At 67.3% G+C, this 14,921-nt stretch carries 19 protein-coding genes; 13 read left to right on the forward strand and 6 right to left on the reverse strand.

Features of this window, described 5'->3' with window-relative positions:
* Positions 1 to 68: 68 nt before the first annotated feature.
* From fumC to AC1DPF_RS11955, 4 genes are all read left to right on the forward strand, one after another.
* The gene (fumC, locus tag AC1DPF_RS11940) at positions 69 to 1,460 is read left to right on the forward strand and encodes a class II fumarate hydratase (protein ID WP_477961535.1); all 1,392 of its coding nucleotides are present in this window, start codon (positions 69 to 71) and stop codon (positions 1,458 to 1,460) included.
* A 119-nt stretch (positions 1,461 to 1,579) separates the two neighbouring features.
* The gene (locus AC1DPF_RS11945) at positions 1,580 to 1,798 is read left to right on the forward strand and encodes a hypothetical protein (RefSeq protein WP_477868120.1); all 219 of its coding nucleotides are present in this window, start codon (positions 1,580 to 1,582) and stop codon (positions 1,796 to 1,798) included.
* 61 nt (positions 1,799 to 1,859) lie between these two features.
* Positions 1,860 to 2,501, forward strand: a complete 642-nt coding sequence (gene gmk / locus AC1DPF_RS11950) for a guanylate kinase (protein WP_477961537.1) — start codon at positions 1,860 to 1,862, stop codon at positions 2,499 to 2,501.
* Positions 2,502 to 2,648: 147 nt separating this feature from the next.
* Positions 2,649 to 3,212: a hypothetical protein gene (locus tag AC1DPF_RS11955; RefSeq protein ID WP_477868116.1), complete on the forward strand. Its 564-nt coding sequence runs from the start codon at positions 2,649 to 2,651 to the stop codon at positions 3,210 to 3,212.
* A 7-nt stretch (positions 3,213 to 3,219) separates the two neighbouring features.
* On the opposite strand, the gene AC1DPF_RS11960 is transcribed toward AC1DPF_RS11955, so the two are convergent.
* From AC1DPF_RS11960 to AC1DPF_RS11980, 5 genes are all read right to left on the reverse strand, one after another.
* Positions 3,220 to 3,912, reverse strand: coding sequence for an ATP12 family chaperone protein (locus AC1DPF_RS11960; RefSeq protein WP_477868114.1), 693 nt, complete (start codon positions 3,910 to 3,912; stop codon positions 3,220 to 3,222).
* Positions 3,909 to 4,595 (reverse strand): HAD-IA family hydrolase, encoded by a 687-nt coding sequence (locus AC1DPF_RS11965; protein WP_477868112.1) that lies wholly within the window; start codon positions 4,593 to 4,595, stop codon positions 3,909 to 3,911. The genes AC1DPF_RS11960 and AC1DPF_RS11965 overlap by 4 nt, the downstream gene beginning before the upstream one ends.
* Complete coding sequence (locus AC1DPF_RS11970; protein WP_477868110.1) at positions 4,592 to 5,725, reverse strand: RluA family pseudouridine synthase; 1,134 nt, start codon at positions 5,723 to 5,725, stop codon at positions 4,592 to 4,594. Before AC1DPF_RS11970 ends, AC1DPF_RS11965 begins: the two co-directional genes overlap by 4 nt.
* The gene (crcB, locus tag AC1DPF_RS11975) at positions 5,722 to 6,099 is read right to left on the reverse strand and encodes a fluoride efflux transporter CrcB (protein ID WP_477868108.1); all 378 of its coding nucleotides are present in this window, start codon (positions 6,097 to 6,099) and stop codon (positions 5,722 to 5,724) included. Before crcB ends, AC1DPF_RS11970 begins: the two co-directional genes overlap by 4 nt.
* 108 nt (positions 6,100 to 6,207) lie before the next feature.
* Complete coding sequence (locus AC1DPF_RS11980; RefSeq protein WP_477868106.1) at positions 6,208 to 6,720, reverse strand: hypothetical protein; 513 nt, start codon at positions 6,718 to 6,720, stop codon at positions 6,208 to 6,210.
* 93 nt (positions 6,721 to 6,813) lie between these two features.
* Here AC1DPF_RS11980 and AC1DPF_RS11985 point away from each other — a divergent pair, with 93 nt between their 5' ends.
* The 8 genes from AC1DPF_RS11985 (at position 6,814) to AC1DPF_RS12020 (ending at position 13,289) form a co-directional block, all read left to right on the forward strand.
* A complete protein-coding gene (locus AC1DPF_RS11985; protein WP_477868104.1) occupies positions 6,814 to 7,035 on the forward strand; it encodes a hypothetical protein in 222 nt (73 codons plus the stop codon).
* Positions 7,035 to 7,481, forward strand: a complete 447-nt coding sequence (locus tag AC1DPF_RS11990) for a cupin domain-containing protein (protein ID WP_477868102.1) — start codon at positions 7,035 to 7,037, stop codon at positions 7,479 to 7,481. The genes AC1DPF_RS11985 and AC1DPF_RS11990 overlap by 1 nt, the downstream gene beginning before the upstream one ends.
* 79 nt (positions 7,482 to 7,560) lie before the next feature.
* Positions 7,561 to 8,247: a Crp/Fnr family transcriptional regulator gene (locus AC1DPF_RS11995; RefSeq protein WP_477868100.1), complete on the forward strand. Its 687-nt coding sequence runs from the start codon at positions 7,561 to 7,563 to the stop codon at positions 8,245 to 8,247.
* A 44-nt stretch (positions 8,248 to 8,291) separates the two neighbouring features.
* Complete coding sequence (locus tag AC1DPF_RS12000) at positions 8,292 to 8,936, forward strand: phosphoribosylanthranilate isomerase (protein ID WP_477868098.1); 645 nt, start codon at positions 8,292 to 8,294, stop codon at positions 8,934 to 8,936.
* Complete coding sequence (gene trpB, locus AC1DPF_RS12005) at positions 8,933 to 10,147, forward strand: tryptophan synthase subunit beta (RefSeq protein WP_477868096.1); 1,215 nt, start codon at positions 8,933 to 8,935, stop codon at positions 10,145 to 10,147. The genes AC1DPF_RS12000 and trpB overlap by 4 nt, the downstream gene beginning before the upstream one ends.
* On the forward strand, positions 10,144 to 10,959 hold the full coding sequence (trpA, locus tag AC1DPF_RS12010) for a tryptophan synthase subunit alpha (protein WP_477961539.1): 816 nt from the start codon (positions 10,144 to 10,146) through the stop codon (positions 10,957 to 10,959). The genes trpB and trpA overlap by 4 nt, the downstream gene beginning before the upstream one ends.
* Positions 10,956 to 11,810, forward strand: a complete 855-nt coding sequence (gene accD / locus AC1DPF_RS12015) for an acetyl-CoA carboxylase, carboxyltransferase subunit beta (RefSeq protein ID WP_477868092.1) — start codon at positions 10,956 to 10,958, stop codon at positions 11,808 to 11,810. Before trpA ends, accD begins: the two co-directional genes overlap by 4 nt.
* Positions 11,811 to 11,960: 150 nt before the next feature.
* Complete coding sequence (locus AC1DPF_RS12020; protein WP_477868090.1) at positions 11,961 to 13,289, forward strand: bifunctional folylpolyglutamate synthase/dihydrofolate synthase; 1,329 nt, start codon at positions 11,961 to 11,963, stop codon at positions 13,287 to 13,289.
* A gap of 36 nt (positions 13,290 to 13,325) precedes the next feature.
* Here AC1DPF_RS12020 and AC1DPF_RS12025 read toward each other — a convergent pair whose 3' ends face one another.
* Complete coding sequence (locus tag AC1DPF_RS12025) at positions 13,326 to 14,255, reverse strand: MBL fold metallo-hydrolase (protein ID WP_477961541.1); 930 nt, start codon at positions 14,253 to 14,255, stop codon at positions 13,326 to 13,328.
* 185 nt (positions 14,256 to 14,440) lie between these two features.
* Between AC1DPF_RS12025 and AC1DPF_RS12030 the strand changes: the two genes are divergently transcribed.
* Entirely contained in the window at positions 14,441 to 14,875 is a 435-nt protein-coding gene (locus AC1DPF_RS12030; protein ID WP_477868086.1) for a DUF6628 family protein, read from the forward strand.
* The last annotated feature ends 46 nt before the right edge of the window (positions 14,876 to 14,921 follow it).

Raw genomic sequence — 14,921 nt, forward strand, 5'->3', positions numbered from 1 at the left:
AATGGCATTGCGCGTTATGACAGACATGGGTGCCAGCCTGCGCTGGCACGACGATATAGAGATCAGCCATGCCCGACACCCGCACCGAAACCGACAGCTTCGGGCCAATCGAGGTTCCCGCCTCCGCTTATTGGGGCGCACAGACCCAGCGTTCGATCGAGAATTTCCCGTTCGGCCCCGAAGAGCGGATGCCGATCGGGATCGTGCATGCCCTGGCGATCGTGAAACAGGCGGCGGCAAAGGTGAATCGCGGGCACGGGCTCGACCCCAAGCTCGCCCAGGCGATCGAGCAGGCGGCGGGCGAGATCGTCGCCGGCAAGCTCGACGACCAGTTTCCGCTGGTGATCTGGCAGACCGGCTCGGGCACCCAGTCGAACATGAACGTCAACGAGGTGATCGCCGGGCGCGCCAACGAGCTGCTGGCCGGTACGCGCGGCGGCAAGAGCCCGGTCCATCCCAACGACCATGTCAACATGGGCCAGTCCTCGAACGACAGCTTCCCGACCGCGCTGCACGTCGCCGCCGCGCTCGCGGTGCACCAGCGTCTCTATCCCGCGCTCGATGCGATGCTCGCCGACCTGCTCGCCAAGACCGCGGCGTGGGACGATATCGTCAAGATCGGCCGCACGCATCTGCAGGACGCCACCCCGCTCACGCTCGGCCAGGAGTTTTCGGGCTATGCCGCGCAGCTGATCGCTTGCCGCAAACGCCTCGAAGGCGCGGTGACCGGCGGCATGATGAAGCTTGCGCAAGGCGGCACGGCGGTCGGCACCGGGCTGAACGCAGCCCCCGGTTTCGCCGAGGACATCGCCGCCGAAATCGCCCGGCTGACCGGCCTGCCCTTCGTCACCGCTCCGAACAAATTCGAGGCGCTCGCCTCCAACGATGCGCTGGTCCACCTGTCGGGCACTCTCGGCACGCTGGCTGTCGCGCTCGGCAAGATCGCCAACGACATCCGCCTGCTCGGCTCGGGCCCGCGCGCCGGAATCGGCGAGCTGATCCTGCCCGAGAACGAACCCGGCAGCTCGATCATGCCGGGCAAGGTCAATCCCACCCAGGCCGAAATGCTGACGATGGTGGCCGCGCAGGTGATCGGCAACCATCAGGCGGTGACGATCGGCGGGCTGCAGGGCCATCTCGAACTCAACGTGTTCAAGCCGCTGATCGGCGCGGCGGTGCTTCGCTCGATCGCGCTGCTGTCGACCGGCATGGAGAGTTTCACGCGGCGCGCGCTGGCCGGTCTCGAACCCGACCGGCAGCGGATCGCCGATCTGGTCGGCCGATCGCTGATGCTGGTGACGGCGCTGGCGCCCGAGATCGGCTATGACAATGCCGCCAGGATCGCCAAGCATGCACATGCACAGGGCCTGACCCTGAAGGAAGCCGGCCTGGCGCTGGGCCTGGTCGACGAGGCGACGTTCGACCGGATCGTGCGGCCGGAAGACATGGTGGGAAGATAGCAGCCTCTCTCCACCGTCATTCCAGCGAAAGCTGGAATGACGCGGCAGAGTTAAAACGATAAGGAACTTCCACCTATCCCGCGCGATTCCTTGTCAAATCAGTTCCATAGGAGACACGCATGATCGGCAAGATTCTGGGCGCCCTGGTCGGCCGCGAGATCGACCGACGCGACGGCCGGGGCGGGCTCAAGGGTGCGGTTCTCGGCGCGGCCGGCGCCGGCCTCATCCGCCGCGCCGGCCCGATCGGCCTGCTGATCGGCGGCGCCTGGGTCGCCAAGAAAGCGATGGACCGTCGCAAGGCGGACCGCGCCGCAGGGAGCATCTCTTCGCACGAATGACGCGCCGCGAGCGGCACGATCTCGCATTGACGCGGACGCCTTGTCCGATGCAAGTGCCGCCATGGCCCATCTTTCGCTCAAGCGCCGTGGCGTGCTGTTCGTCCTCTCCTCGCCTTCCGGGGCGGGCAAATCCACCATCGCCCGCCGGCTGCTCGCGTCCGACGACCATCTCAAGATGTCGGTCTCGGCGACGACCCGCCCGATGCGGCCCGGCGAGGTCGAGGGTGTCGATTATCATTTCGTCGACCTCGAGCATTTCCGCGCAATGGCATCGAAGCACGAGTTCCTCGAATGGGCGCATGTCTTCAACCATCGCTATGGCAGCCCCAAGCAGCCGATCGAAGACATGCTCGCGGCCGGGCTCGACGTGCTGTTCGACATCGACTGGCAGGGCGCGCAGCAGCTTTACCAGACCTGCGGCGGCGATGTGGTCCGCGTCTTCATCCTGCCGCCGTCGATGGAGGAGCTCGAGGATCGGCTGCGCCGCCGCGCGACCGACAGCGAAGAGGTGATCAACGGCCGGATGCAGCGCGCCGCCGCCGAGATCAGCCACTGGGACGGTTATGACTATGTCCTCATCAATGACGACATCGACCGCTGCTTCGCCGAGGTGAAGGATATCCTCGAAGCGGAGCGCCTCAAGCGCAGCCGCCAGACCGGCCTGATCGGTTTCATCCGCAAGCTGACGACGCCCGCGGCATAACGCAGGCCAGCGCAGTCGCGGCGCAGGACATGGCGGCGTCCAGGGCGCCGCGCAAGCCGACCGCTGCAACGCCCCACCGCAGTTTGGCTTGCATGCGATGGCATTGAGCCTAGCCTGCCGCGATCTGGTTTGGAGAGGAGGCAGCCCATGGCCAAGACCTTGATCGGCGGCGTCGTCGCCGGGATCGCGCTGTATCTGGTGGGGTTCCTGTTCTGGGGAACGCCGCTGAGCCTGCTCGCCTTCAACAGCATCGGCGAGCCGCAATCGGCGGCGCTCCAGCAGGCGCTGGCGGAAACGCTGACGACGAGCGGCACCGGCACCTATCTGGTGCCCGCCACCGGCACCGCGGCCGGCGACCTGCTTTACGCCCGCGGCCCGGTCGCGATGGTGCATTTCAACACGTCCGGCTTTCCGGTCGTCGACTCGGGCGCGCTTCTGTCCGGATTCCTGCTCGCGATCGTTACCGGCCTCATCATCGCCCTGGCGCTCGGCGCCATTGGATCGCGGGTCACCGACTTCTTCAGCCGCGCCCAAGTCGCGGTGCTGTTCGCGCTGGCGGGCACGCTCTATACCGAGCTCGGTCAGCCGATCTTCAACCATTTCGGCTTCGGCTACTGGACCTACCTCTTCCTGAGCGACTTCATCGGGCTGTCGGTGGCAGGCCTGATCATCGCGCGCTGGTTCCTGCCACGCGGCGGAATTCAGAGCTGAAGAGCCGCTAGACGAGTAACCCCAGAAACCGCGCCGCCGCCCTGAAATCCGCCGATCGCGCGTCGCGGGCGAACGTGGCCAGCTCGTCCTCGCCCCATTGCTCGACCTGCCACAGCTCGTCGAGGTGCGCCGCGTCGAACGCCGCCCGGCCATCGATCTCGCCTTCGGCCAGCGCCAGCGCGATCACCAGCGAGCCCGATATGGTGATCAGCTGCTGCAGCCCTGCGAGCTGGAAGTGCCCATAGCCGCGGATCGCCGCGCTCAATCGGGCGATGGTTTCATCGGGCTGGGGGCAGTGGATGATGCCATGCACGATCTCGAACTCGATCCCGTAGCGCTGCTGCGCCCAGTCGATCAGCGGGTCCCAGCACTCGGCCTGGTGCCCAACCAGCTCGGCCGGGCTCTCGGCCCGATAACACAGCAGGTCGGTCTCGGCATAGACGGCCAGCATCTGCGCGAAAGCGGCAGGATCGGGCGCGATCTGGTCGATTGCGGCGTTGGCGAGGCCGGTCAGCGGCATCGATCGCGGATCGATGGTTTCGGCCTGCGCCTCCCATTCGGCAGCGACCGCGGCTGCGAGCGCCGGCGTGGGCAGCACGAGTTCGAGGCGGGCGGGAGTCTTGACGGCCCGACCGTCGAGCCGGATCGCGCCGCCGCCGGCCACCGGCTCGACCGACACTGTCTTGTAGAAACGCTTCACGCTTTCGCCACCATCGCCCGCCGGAGGATTTCAGGGAGCTGATCGGGGCTTTCCGCGACGAAATGCGCACCCTCCTCGAACAGCTCCGCGGTCAAATGATAGCCCCAGGACACACCGACCGCGGTGCAGCCCGCGGCAACCGCCATGCCGATATCGAAGCTGGTGTCGCCGATCATCGCGCTCGTTCCCGGCCGCGCGCCGGCATCGGCCATCGCCTGCTCGATCATCGCCGGGTGCGGCTTTGACGGATGCCGGTCGGCAGTCTGCAACGACACGAACATATCGGCTATGCCATGGACGTCGAGGCAATGGCGCAGGCCGCGATCGGACTTGCCGGTGGCGACCGCCAGCAGCCAGCCATCGGCCTCGAGCGCATGCAGTACCTCGACGATGCCCGGAAACAGTGGTTCCTCGACCTGGCCAGCACCGCGCAGCGCCTGGAAAGCGCGCTTGTACATGTCCCCGAGCCGGGCATGGAGCGCGGGCTCTCCCTCCGGCAGCAATGCGCGCATCGCCTCGGTCAGGCTGAGGCCGACGACCCGGCGGATGGCGCCATGGGCCGGCGGCACCAGCTGCTCGGCGCCGAAGGCGTCGATCATCGCGCGGCAGATATTCGCCTGGCTGTCGACCAGCGTGCCATCGCAGTCGAAGATCGCCAGCCGGTTGGCGGCGCCTGCGCTCATTCGCGGTTCCGGCCGCGCCGCTCGCCGCGCCGGGCCTTGCGGGCGTCCTTGGCCTTGTGGGCGATTGCGCGACGCCTGCCTTCGGCGGTTTCGGAGAATTTGACGTCGTCCACAGGCAGGGCGTTGCCCTTGCTTTCCTCGAAGCCCAGGTTGCGCAACGTCTCCGCGAAATGCTCGGGGAGCTCGGCGACGACGTCGACCACGCCGCCATCGGGATGATCGACCTTCAGCCGCCGCGCATGAAGATGCATCTTGCGGCTGATCGTGCCGGACAGGAAAGCTTCGGCGCCGCCATATTTGCCGTCGCCGACGATTGGATGGCCGATCGCCGCCATGTGGACGCGCAGCTGATGGGTGCGTCCGGTATAGGGCTGCAGCTCGACCCAGCAGGCGCGGTTGCCGGCGCGCTCGATCACTCGATAGCGGGTGCGCGCAGGGCTGCCTTCCTTCTCGTCGACGTGCATCTTCTCGCCGCCGGTGCCGGGCTGCTTGCCGATCGGCAACTCGACCATGCCGTCGGTGATCGAGGGCACGCCGGTGACGATCGCCCAATAGACCTTGCGCGCGGTGCGGCTGCTGAACGCCTTGGCGAAGTGCGCCGCCGCGCGCGAGGTGCGCGCGAGCAGCAGCACGCCCGACGTATCCTTGTCGAGCCGGTGGACCAGCTTGGGCCGGTTCTCAGCTTCGAATTGGAGCCCGTCGAGCAGCCGGTCGACATGATGCTCGGTCTTGGTGCCGCCCTGCGTGGCGAGACCCGGCGGCTTGTTGATGACGATCGCCTGGCGGTCCTGGTGGATGACGAAGCCGCGGACCAGCTCGGTCTCCTCCGCCGACAGCGGTTCGCGCGGGGCCTTGGGACGCGGCGCCTTCGCGGCGGTGGCGGCCGCTGCGGCGACCTCGGGCGGGGGCAGGCGGATCATCTGTCCCGCTTCGAGCCGGTCGCCGGGCGCAGCGCGCTTGCCGTTGACGCGCAGCTGGCCGGTGCGCGCCCAGCGCGACACGATGTTGAAGCTGGTGTCCGGCATGTGCCGCTTGAACCAGCGGTCGAGCCTGATGCCGTCGTCATCGTCGGCGACCACGAACTGGCGCATCTCGGCCTGGGTGGCGCCGGTGGCGGGAGCTTCACTCATGCCAGTGTCCGCCCGAGGCCGAGGCCGAGGAACAGCATCAGCACGGACCCCGCGACCGACGACACCGCATAGGCGCCCGCCATGACATATTCGCCGCGCGACAGCATGTTGAAAGTCTCCAGGCTGAACGCCGAAAAGGTGGTGAAACCGCCCAGCACGCCGACGCCGAGGAACAGCCGAAGCGGCTCGCCCTCGATCGGCGTGCGCGCGATCACCCCGGCGAGCACGCCCATCAGCAATCCGCCCAGCAGGTTGACGAGCCAGGTACCGAACGGAAAGCCGGGGCCCAGATTCCTGAGCGCGACCGTGCCGATATGGTAGCGAAAGCCTGCGCCGATGGCGCCGCCGAGCATGACGAGAAAAAGCGGGGGCATGGCGGCCCTTTAGCCGCAAGGGCGATTGGGCGCCAGTGGCGGCTTGGCTTGTTGCCGCCCCGACATGGCCGGATGGCTAGTCGAAGGGTCGGGGCCTGGAGTCGGACCCTAGCCCTTCACGAGAATCCGTCCGGCGGTGCCGCCCGCGGCCGGCGCCGTTTCTATGATCACGGCATCGCCGCCCGGCTTCGTCGCCGTCAGCGTTACCTTGCCGCCGGAGCCGGCGACGCTGGTTCCGCTGAACCCGCTGGCGCGCACCGCCCTGGCATAATAAGCGGCGAGCAGATCGGGCGCGGCGGGGCTGGTGAAGCGCATCTCGACGACCCCGTCGCTGGCGCCCTCGCGCGCCGTGACGTTGAGGCCGTTCAGCTTCGTCCCCGGGTATAATTTTATCCCGTCGATATCCATGTCGTCGCCGCTCAGCGAAATCCCGGGGACTTTCATTCGGCCGTCGAGCCCGGGGATCGCGATCGACACGCCCTGCGTCCCGTCCGGCTGCGCAATCGCGACGTCGCGATCGGCGTCGGGCTTCGCCGACCCCTGGCCGTCCTTGCCGACCTTCAGCTCGCAGGCGGCGAGCAGCAGCATCGGCACCGCCAGCCCTGCCATGGCCTTGCGCATCCTGTCCTCCTCCTCGGCGGCGTCTCCCGAAACTGTATTATATTAGCAGTACAGCTGTTGCAATCCGAACCTTCATCGGCGATGCTTGGCGCCATGTTCAATCTCGTCTCGCTGATCATCGGCTTCATCGCGCTCGGCGGAGCGATCCTCGGCTTCTTTCCGTTCCTCGGCTGGATGAACTGGGCGGTGGTGCCGCTCGCGCTGATGGGTGCCGGCTTCGGCATGGTGTCGCAGCACGACAGCGGGCGGCGTCTCAACAGCTTCGTGCTGGTGGTCGGTATCGTCCGGCTGATCATCGGCGGCGGCCTGTTCTGATGGATCCCCAGGCGCTGATCGCATCGCTCGGCCTCGCCCCCCATCCCGAGGGCGGCTGGTATCGCGAGACATGGCGCGAAACGGCGGGGCGCGAAACGGCGGGCGGCGACCAACGCGGCCATGCCACCGCCATCTATTTCCTGCTCGAAGCTGGCCAGCGTTCGCACTGGCACCGGGTCGACGCTGCCGAAATGTGGTTGTTCCATGCCGGCACCGCGATCGATCTGCGGATGGCGCCCGGCGACTCCGGGGCGGTCGAGACGATCCGGGTCGGCGTCGACGTCGCGGCGGGCGAGCGGCCACAGGCGCTGGTACCGGCCGGCTGGTGGCAGGCGGCCGAGACACGCGATGGCTGGGCGCTGCTGAGTTGCGTCGTGGCGCCGGGGTTCGACTTCGCCGGCTTCGAGCTCGCCGCGCCGGATTGGCAGCCCCGATCCGCGCCCTGAGCCCCTTGCTTGCCAACAACGATGAAAGTCGGCACTTTGCACGCGCCGGAGGATGGGGATCCGACCGGGGGGATATTCGATGACGCCAGCCGAGCTTGCCGCGCACCTGCCGAAGGGCAGCGTGTTCGCCGAATGCGATGACGCCCAGCTTGCCGACCTGCTCAGCGTCGGCAGCGTCCACGCGACCCGCGCCAATGACGAAATCTTGCGCCAGGGCGACGAGGGCACCTCGCTGGTGATCGTGCTCGACGGCGTGGTGCGCATCTCGATGGTCACCCCCAATGGCCGTGAGATCATCCTCGATTATGCCGAAGCCGGCACCGTGATCGGGGAGATTGCGGTGCTCGACGGCCAGCCCCGCACCGCCTCGGCGACCGCCATGTGGGCGGGCCGCTTTTTCCGCCTGTCGCGCACCGCCTTCGAAGGCTTCATCGAGCGCCATCCCAAGGTGGCGATCCGGCTGCTGCGCGAAATGGCGCGGCGGCTGCGCGAAACCGACAGCACCATCGAGAGCGACCGCGCCTTCACGACCGGCCCGCGGCTCGCCCGCTACCTGAAGCGGCTGACGGACCAGAAGGTCCACGGCACGCGGCTGACGCGCGATCTCAGCCAGTCCGAATTGGGCAGTTTCGTCGGCATCAGCCGCGAGAATATCAACCGCCAGCTCGCCGCCTGGGCTAGCGAAGGCGTGATCGAGCTCACCCAGGGCAAGATCCGCATCGTCGATTTCGAGTATCTGACCCAGATCGCCGAGGCGGTGGACTAAGCGGCAAGCTTGACCTTGCCCCGTGCAAGGCCGACATGCCCGCCATGAATCGCGTCAGCGCCAAAATCTGTGGGCTTTCGTCTCCCGAGACCGTCGGTGCGGCGGTGCGGCTGGGCGCCAGTCATGTCGGTTTCGTCTTCTTTCCGAAGAGTCCGCGCAACGTCACCCCCGAGCAGGTAGCCTCGCTTACCCCGATCGTGCCGCCGCAGATCGGCAAGGTCGGCGTGTTCGTCGATGCCGACGATGCCCTGATCGACCAGGCGATCCTGGTCGGCGGGATCGACACGCTCCAGCTCCATGGCAGCGAGCCGCCCGAACGAGTCGCCGGACTGCGCGCCCGCCATCCGAAGATCGGCCTGTGGAAAGCGGTTCCGGTCCGCACCCGCACCGACCTGCAGGCGGCGCGGTCCTATGCCACGATCGCCGACCTGATCCTCTACGATGCCAAGACCCCGGCAGGCACGCTGCCCGGAGGCATGGGCCTGCGCTTCGACTGGACGCTCCTCGACGGCTTCGCCCATCCCCAGCGCTGGGCGCTGTCGGGCGGGATCGATGCCGCCAATGTCGAGCGTGCGGCGGCCATCACCGGCGCGCGGCTGATCGACATCTCCTCCGGCGTGGAAACCGCACCGGGGATCAAGGATATGGACAAGATCGCCGCCTTCCTTCAACGGATCGCATCATTATGACCGCCATTCCCAACACTCTGCGCAACGGCCCCGACGAGCGCGGGCTTTTCGGCCAGTTCGGCGGCCGCTATGTCAGCGAGACGCTGATGCCGCTGATCCTCGATCTCGAGCGTGAATATCGCGCGGCGAAGGCTGATCCCGCGTTCAAGGCCGAATTCGACGACCTGATGACGCATTATGTCGGCCGCCCCAGCCCGCTTTATTATGCCGAGCGGCTGACCGAGCATCTCGGCGGGGCCAAGATCTATCTGAAGCGCGAGGAACTGAATCACACCGGCGCGCACAAGATCAACAACTGCATCGGGCAGATCCTGCTCGCCCGCCGGATGGGCAAGACCCGCATCATCGCGGAAACAGGCGCCGGCCAGCACGGGGTCGCCACCGCGACGGTCGCGGCGCGCTTCGGCCTGCCCTGCACGATCTTCATGGGCGCGGTCGATGTCGAGCGGCAGCAGCCCAATGTCTTCCGGATGCGGTTGCTGGGCGCGGAGGTCCATGCCGTCACCTCGGGTTCGCAGACCCTCAAGGACGCGATGAACGAGGCGCTGCGCGACTGGGTCGCGAACGTCCACGACACTTTCTACATCATCGGAACCGCAGCCGGCCCGCACCCTTATCCCGAGCTGGTGCGTGATTTCCAGTCGGTGATCGGCACCGAAACCCGCGAGCAGATGCTGGCGGCGGAGGGGCGCCTGCCTGACATGCTGATCGCTCCTGTCGGCGGCGGATCGAACGCGATCGGCCTGTTCCACCCATTCCTCGACGACCCGCAGGTCGAGATGATCGGCGTCGAGGCGGCGGGCGAGGGGATCGACAGTGGCAAGCATGCCGCCAGCCTCGCCGGCGGCGAACCCGGCGTGCTCCACGGCAATCGCACCTACCTGCTCCAGGACGAGGACGGCCAGATCACCGAGGCGCATTCGATCTCGGCGGGGCTCGACTATCCGGGGATAGGCCCCGAGCATAGCTGGCTGCACGACATCGGCCGGGTGAACTATGTCCCCGTCACCGATGCCGAGGCGCTCGACAGCTTCCAGCGGCTGGCCAAGCTTGAAGGCATCATCCCGGCCCTGGAGACGGCGCACGCCCTCGCCGCGGTGGAGAAGATCGCGCCGGGCCTCCCCGCCGACAAGCTGATCGTGGTCAATCTGTCGGGGCGCGGCGATAAGGATATCTTCACCGTGGCGAAGGCGCTGGGAGTAGAAATATGAGCCGCCTTGCCGACAGCTTCGCCCGCACGCGCGCCGAGGGCCGCGCTGCGTTGATCGCGTTCGTCACCGGCGGCGATCCAACGCCGGGCGACACGGGCGCGATCCTCGATGCGCTGGTCGAGGGCGGCGCCGACGTGATCGAACTCGGCATGCCGTTCACCGATCCGATGGCCGACGGGCCGGCGATCCAGCGCGCCAATCTCCGCTCGCTGGCCGCAGGCACCACCACGGCGGATCTTCTCGAGATCGCCAGGGCATTCCGTACCCGCCATCCCAGCGTGCCGCTGGTGCTGATGGGCTATGCCAATCCGATGGTCCGCCGCGGCGCGCCCTGGTTCGCCGCGGAAGCCGCTCGCGCCGGGGTGGACGGCGTGATCTGCGTCGACATCCCGCCCGAGCAGGACGCCGAGCTTGGCCCGGCGCTACGCGCGGCAGGGCTCGACCTGATCCGCCTCGCCACGCCGACCACCGATGCCGCGCGGCTTCCGGCCGTGCTGGAAGGCGCGTCCGGCTTCCTTTATTATGTCTCGGTGGCAGGCATCACCGGCCTGCAGCAGGCGGGGCAGGCCAGCATCGAGGCCGCCGTCGCCCGCTTCAAGGCGGCGACCGACCTGCCGGTGGCGGTCGGTTTCGGCGTGCGCGGGCCCGAGCAGGCCGAAGCGATCGGCCGCGTCGCCGATGGCGTCGTCGTCGGCTCCGCGATCGTCGAGCTGATCGGCGAGCATGGCGCGGGCTCAGCGCCGCTGGTCCGCGATTTCATTTCCACCTTGAGCGCGGCGGTCCGTCGCGCCGTCAGGGAGAAGGCCGCATGAGCTGGCTCGACAGTGTCCGCAAGAAGATCCCGTTCATCGCCAAGCGCGAGAGCCCCGACAATCTCTGGCATAAATGTCCAGCCTGCCAGCAGATGATCTTCTCGAAGGAATATGAGGCAAACCTGTCGGTCTGCCCGAAATGCAACCATCATGGCCGGATCGGCCCCGGTGCGCGCTTCGACCACCTGTTCGACGGCGGCGTCCACACCGTGCTGCCGAGCCCGCAGGTCCGCGAAGATCCGCTGAAGTTCCGCGACACCAAGCGCTACAGCGATCGCATCAAGACCGCCCGCACCGCGACCGGCGAGCAGGACGCGCTGATCAACGCCCGCGGCACGATCGAGGGCTTCAGGGCGGTGGTCGGCGTGCAGGACTTCGCCTTCATGGGCGGATCGATGGGCCTCGCGGTGGGCAGCGCCTTCATCGCCGGCATCGACGCGGCGATCGCCGACAAATGCCCCTATATCATCTTCACCGCGGCGGGCGGCGCACGCATGCAGGAGGGCATCCTCTCGCTGATGCAGATGCCGCGCACCACCGTGGCGATCGCCAAGCTGCGCGAGGCCGGGCTGCCCTATATCGTGGTGATGACCGATCCGACCACCGGCGGCGTCACCGCCTCCTACGCCATGCTGGGCGACATCCAGATCGCCGAGCCGGGCGCCCTGATCGGCTTCGCCGGACAGCGGGTGATCGAGCAGACGATCCGCGAGAAGCTGCCCGAAGGTTTCCAGCGCGCCGAATATCTGCTCGAGCACGGCATGCTCGACATGGTCGTCGACCGTCACAGCCTGCGCGCCGAGCTGGCGCGGCTGATCGACTTCCTCTGCCCTGGGAAAAAGGCGGCCTAGCCTCAGCGGCAGGACAGGACTATCCTCTCCGTCATTCCCGCCAAAGCGGGAATCCATGGAGGAGGGGCGATGGAGGATCTAACCTTCCCTGGCCGTAAATTCCCGCTTTCTGGGGAATGACGGACCGTTTTACGAGAACGCTTCAGTCGTATGGCCGACCACGCTTCCTCCACCGACCCGGCCGTCCAGGCCCAGCTCGATCGCCTGACGCTGCTTTCCCCCGGCGCCGATATCCTCGGGCTCGAGCGTATCTCGCAGCTGATGGAGCGGCTCGACCACCCCGAGCGCAGGCTTCCGCCGGTGTTCCACGTCGCCGGCACCAACGGCAAGGGATCGACCTGCGCCTATCTGCGCGCGGCGATCGAAGCCGCGGGGATGAGCTGCCATGTCTTCACCAGCCCCCATCTTATCCGCTTCAACGAGCGCATCCGCATCGCCGGCGAGCTGATCGCCGATGCCGAGCTTGCGCCGCTGCTCGCCGAGGTGCTCGATGTCGCGGACGGCATCGGCGCAAGCTTCTTCGAGGTCACCACCGCGGCTGCGCTGCTCGCCTTCTCGCGGGCGCCGGCCGATGCCTGCATCATCGAGGTCGGGCTCGGCGGACGGCTCGATGCCACCAACATCATCCCCGCGCCGTTGATCTGCGGGGTCGCGCAGCTCGGGCTCGATCATCAGAGCTTCCTCGGCGACACGATCGAGGACATCGCCGCCGAAAAGGCCGGCATCGCCAAGCGCGGCGTGCCGATCGTCACGCTCCATTATCCGGCGACGATCGCCAATCGCGTCGGCCAGGTAATCGATGCAGCAGGCGCCATCTGGCATATGAAGGGCGGATCCTGGGATGCCGCCGCCTATCAGGGCCGGCTCCATTATCGCGATGGCGCGGGCAAGCTCGATCTGCCGCTTCCGGGCCTTGCCGGGCAGCATCAGGCGATGAATGCAGGCCTGGCGATCGCCATGCTGCGACAGCAGGACGCCCTCGCCATCCCCGCCTCGGCGCTACGCGCCGCAATGGGCTGGGCCGACTGGCCGGCCCGGCTTCAGAATGTCCGCGGCGGAGCCCTCGTCGAAAAGCTGCCGCCCGGGGCCGAGCTGTGGATCGATGGCGGCCACAATCCGTCTGCGGGCCGCGTTATCGGCGACTTCCTGCGCAGCCATGTCGCGATCGACCGGCCGCTGCACATCGTCATGGGCCTGCTCGAGAACAAGGACGCCGCCGGCTTCCTCGCCGCCATGGGACAGCTGCACGCCCGCTTCCACATGGTTCCGGTGCGGGGCCACGCCCACCACAGGCCAACCGAACTGGCGGAGATCGCCAGCCTGGCTGGGTTCACCGCGGTTGCCTGTGACGGAATCGAGGCGACGATCGCCGCGATCGCACGGCGTCATGCCGGTAGCGCGCCACCCACCGTGCTGATCGCGGGTTCGCTCTACCTGGCCGGCGAGGCGCTGGCGCTGAACGGAACCGTTATCGATTGAAGCCCTGTCCCTGCCCCGAAGGGAAAGGGCACGTCATCAGATTTCCAGCCGGAAAACCGTCCCGTCGCGGATGATCCGTCCCGCGGTCGCCCCCGGCCAATGCGTACCGATCATCAGCACGTCGCGCTCCGCCGCGTCGGCGAACACCGCCTGGCGGGTGCGGATCGCCTGTTCGGCATCATGATCGATCGGCATGCCCCATTCGAGATATGCAAGCTGGCTCGGATGGTGGGCCATGTCGCCGGTGATCAGCGCCTCCTTGCCGCCGGAGCGGATGCGGATGCTGACATGCCCCGCCGAATGGCCGATCGTCGGCACCAGGCTGACCTCGTCGCAGACCTGATGGATCCCCTCGACCAGATCGACCAGACCCGCATCGATCACCGGCCGGATCGAATCCGCGAAGGTCTGGCGCTGGACCAGCGCCCAGTCATTGCCGGTGTACACGCCCTCGTCGCGTTCCCAATAATCATATTCGGTGCGATTGATCAGATAGCGGGCTTTGGGAAATGTCGGCGTCCAGCACCCGTCGACGAGCATCGTGTTCCACCCGACATGGTCGAAATGGAGGTGGGTACACAGCACCACGTCGAAACTCTCGCGCGCAAAGCCGGCGGCTTCCAGATTGGCGAGGAACGGGGTCTGGAGATGCTCCATCCCCGGCGACGCTCGTTCCTTGTCGTTGCCGACGCAGGTATCGACCATGATCCGCCGGGTCGGCGTCTCGACGATGAGCGCATGGATGCTCATCAGCGCCAGCCCCTCGGGACTGCGGAAATCGGATTGGAGCCAGGGGATCGCCCGGAAGGCCTCGCTGGTCGCATTGGCGAAGATATCCTCGATCGCCGCGCTCATCGCGAACTCGACCAGCTTGCTGACCTTCACCTCGCCGATCTGCCAGCTCTGCAGCGCGGTCGCGCGCTCGAGCACGGCGGCGCCAGACGGGGCGAACGATATCTCCGCCATATCCTCTCCTCAGCCGCCTTGATCGCCGATCATCGACTCGCAGCCTGCCAGCCTTATCGGCGGAGATCGAGCAGTTGGCAAAGAGCCGATCGCCGCGCCGGTTCCTTTGACCGCCGCCCTTCTTTATTGCGATTGACTTGCAATAGCATAAATGATCTGTTCTCGGTATTCGAAAGGAGAGCACCATGTCCGAGCACGCCGAGTCCACCGCCCGCCTTCTGCCCCACAGCACCCCCGATGGCAGCGGTGCGCGACTGTTCCTCAGCAGCGTGCGCCGGATGGGAGTCGGGGGGCTCGGCGACGCCCAGGCCGCCAGCGCGCTGATCGGCGCTTTCGGCTTGTCCTTCCGCCGTCCGCTGGTGCTGATGCGCGCGCTGATGGCCGAGATGGCGCGTGCTTCGCAGCGATCGATCATGATCGCGCCCTCGTGCTGCTGCCGCATGACGATCGCCGAATCGATGCTGCTCGGCGCGGTGGCGAGGTCGTCGGAGCGGCCGCGCCAGTCGCATGACATGCTGTGCCACCTGTGCGGCATGGAAAGCGCCATCGGCGTGCTGTCGAGCGCGCAGGCGGTGGCGCAGGCGTTCGCCGATCTGGGCCGGCCGATCGAAGCAGGATAATCGCGGCTTCGGCCCCTTTCGTTTGGCCATCGCGCTCGCTATAGCC

It is taken from the genome of Rhizorhabdus sp. P4_G6, assembly GCF_056401045.1.

Coding starts and splice junctions, on each gene's coding strand:
- fumC (WP_477961535.1), top strand. CDS start 69: ATGCCCGACACCCGCACCGAAACCGACAGCTTCGGGCCAATCGAGGTT.
- AC1DPF_RS11945 (WP_477868120.1), top strand. CDS start 1,580: ATGATCGGCAAGATTCTGGGCGCCCTGGTCGGCCGCGAGATCGACCGA.
- gmk (WP_477961537.1), top strand. CDS start 1,860: ATGGCCCATCTTTCGCTCAAGCGCCGTGGCGTGCTGTTCGTCCTCTCC.
- AC1DPF_RS11955 (WP_477868116.1), top strand. CDS start 2,649: ATGGCCAAGACCTTGATCGGCGGCGTCGTCGCCGGGATCGCGCTGTAT.
- AC1DPF_RS11965 (WP_477868112.1), bottom strand. CDS start 4,595: ATGAGCGCAGGCGCCGCCAACCGGCTGGCGATCTTCGACTGCGATGGC.
- AC1DPF_RS11970 (WP_477868110.1), bottom strand. CDS start 5,725: ATGAGTGAAGCTCCCGCCACCGGCGCCACCCAGGCCGAGATGCGCCAG.
- crcB (WP_477868108.1), bottom strand. CDS start 6,099: ATGCCCCCGCTTTTTCTCGTCATGCTCGGCGGCGCCATCGGCGCAGGC.
- AC1DPF_RS11980 (WP_477868106.1), bottom strand. CDS start 6,720: ATGCGCAAGGCCATGGCAGGGCTGGCGGTGCCGATGCTGCTGCTCGCC.
- AC1DPF_RS11985 (WP_477868104.1), top strand. CDS start 6,814: ATGTTCAATCTCGTCTCGCTGATCATCGGCTTCATCGCGCTCGGCGGA.
- AC1DPF_RS11990 (WP_477868102.1), top strand. CDS start 7,035: ATGGATCCCCAGGCGCTGATCGCATCGCTCGGCCTCGCCCCCCATCCC.
- AC1DPF_RS11995 (WP_477868100.1), top strand. CDS start 7,561: ATGACGCCAGCCGAGCTTGCCGCGCACCTGCCGAAGGGCAGCGTGTTC.
- AC1DPF_RS12000 (WP_477868098.1), top strand. CDS start 8,292: ATGAATCGCGTCAGCGCCAAAATCTGTGGGCTTTCGTCTCCCGAGACC.
- trpB (WP_477868096.1), top strand. CDS start 8,933: ATGACCGCCATTCCCAACACTCTGCGCAACGGCCCCGACGAGCGCGGG.
- trpA (WP_477961539.1), top strand. CDS start 10,144: ATGAGCCGCCTTGCCGACAGCTTCGCCCGCACGCGCGCCGAGGGCCGC.
- accD (WP_477868092.1), top strand. CDS start 10,956: ATGAGCTGGCTCGACAGTGTCCGCAAGAAGATCCCGTTCATCGCCAAG.
- AC1DPF_RS12020 (WP_477868090.1), top strand. CDS start 11,961: ATGGCCGACCACGCTTCCTCCACCGACCCGGCCGTCCAGGCCCAGCTC.
- AC1DPF_RS12025 (WP_477961541.1), bottom strand. CDS start 14,255: ATGGCGGAGATATCGTTCGCCCCGTCTGGCGCCGCCGTGCTCGAGCGC.
- AC1DPF_RS12030 (WP_477868086.1), top strand. CDS start 14,441: ATGTCCGAGCACGCCGAGTCCACCGCCCGCCTTCTGCCCCACAGCACC.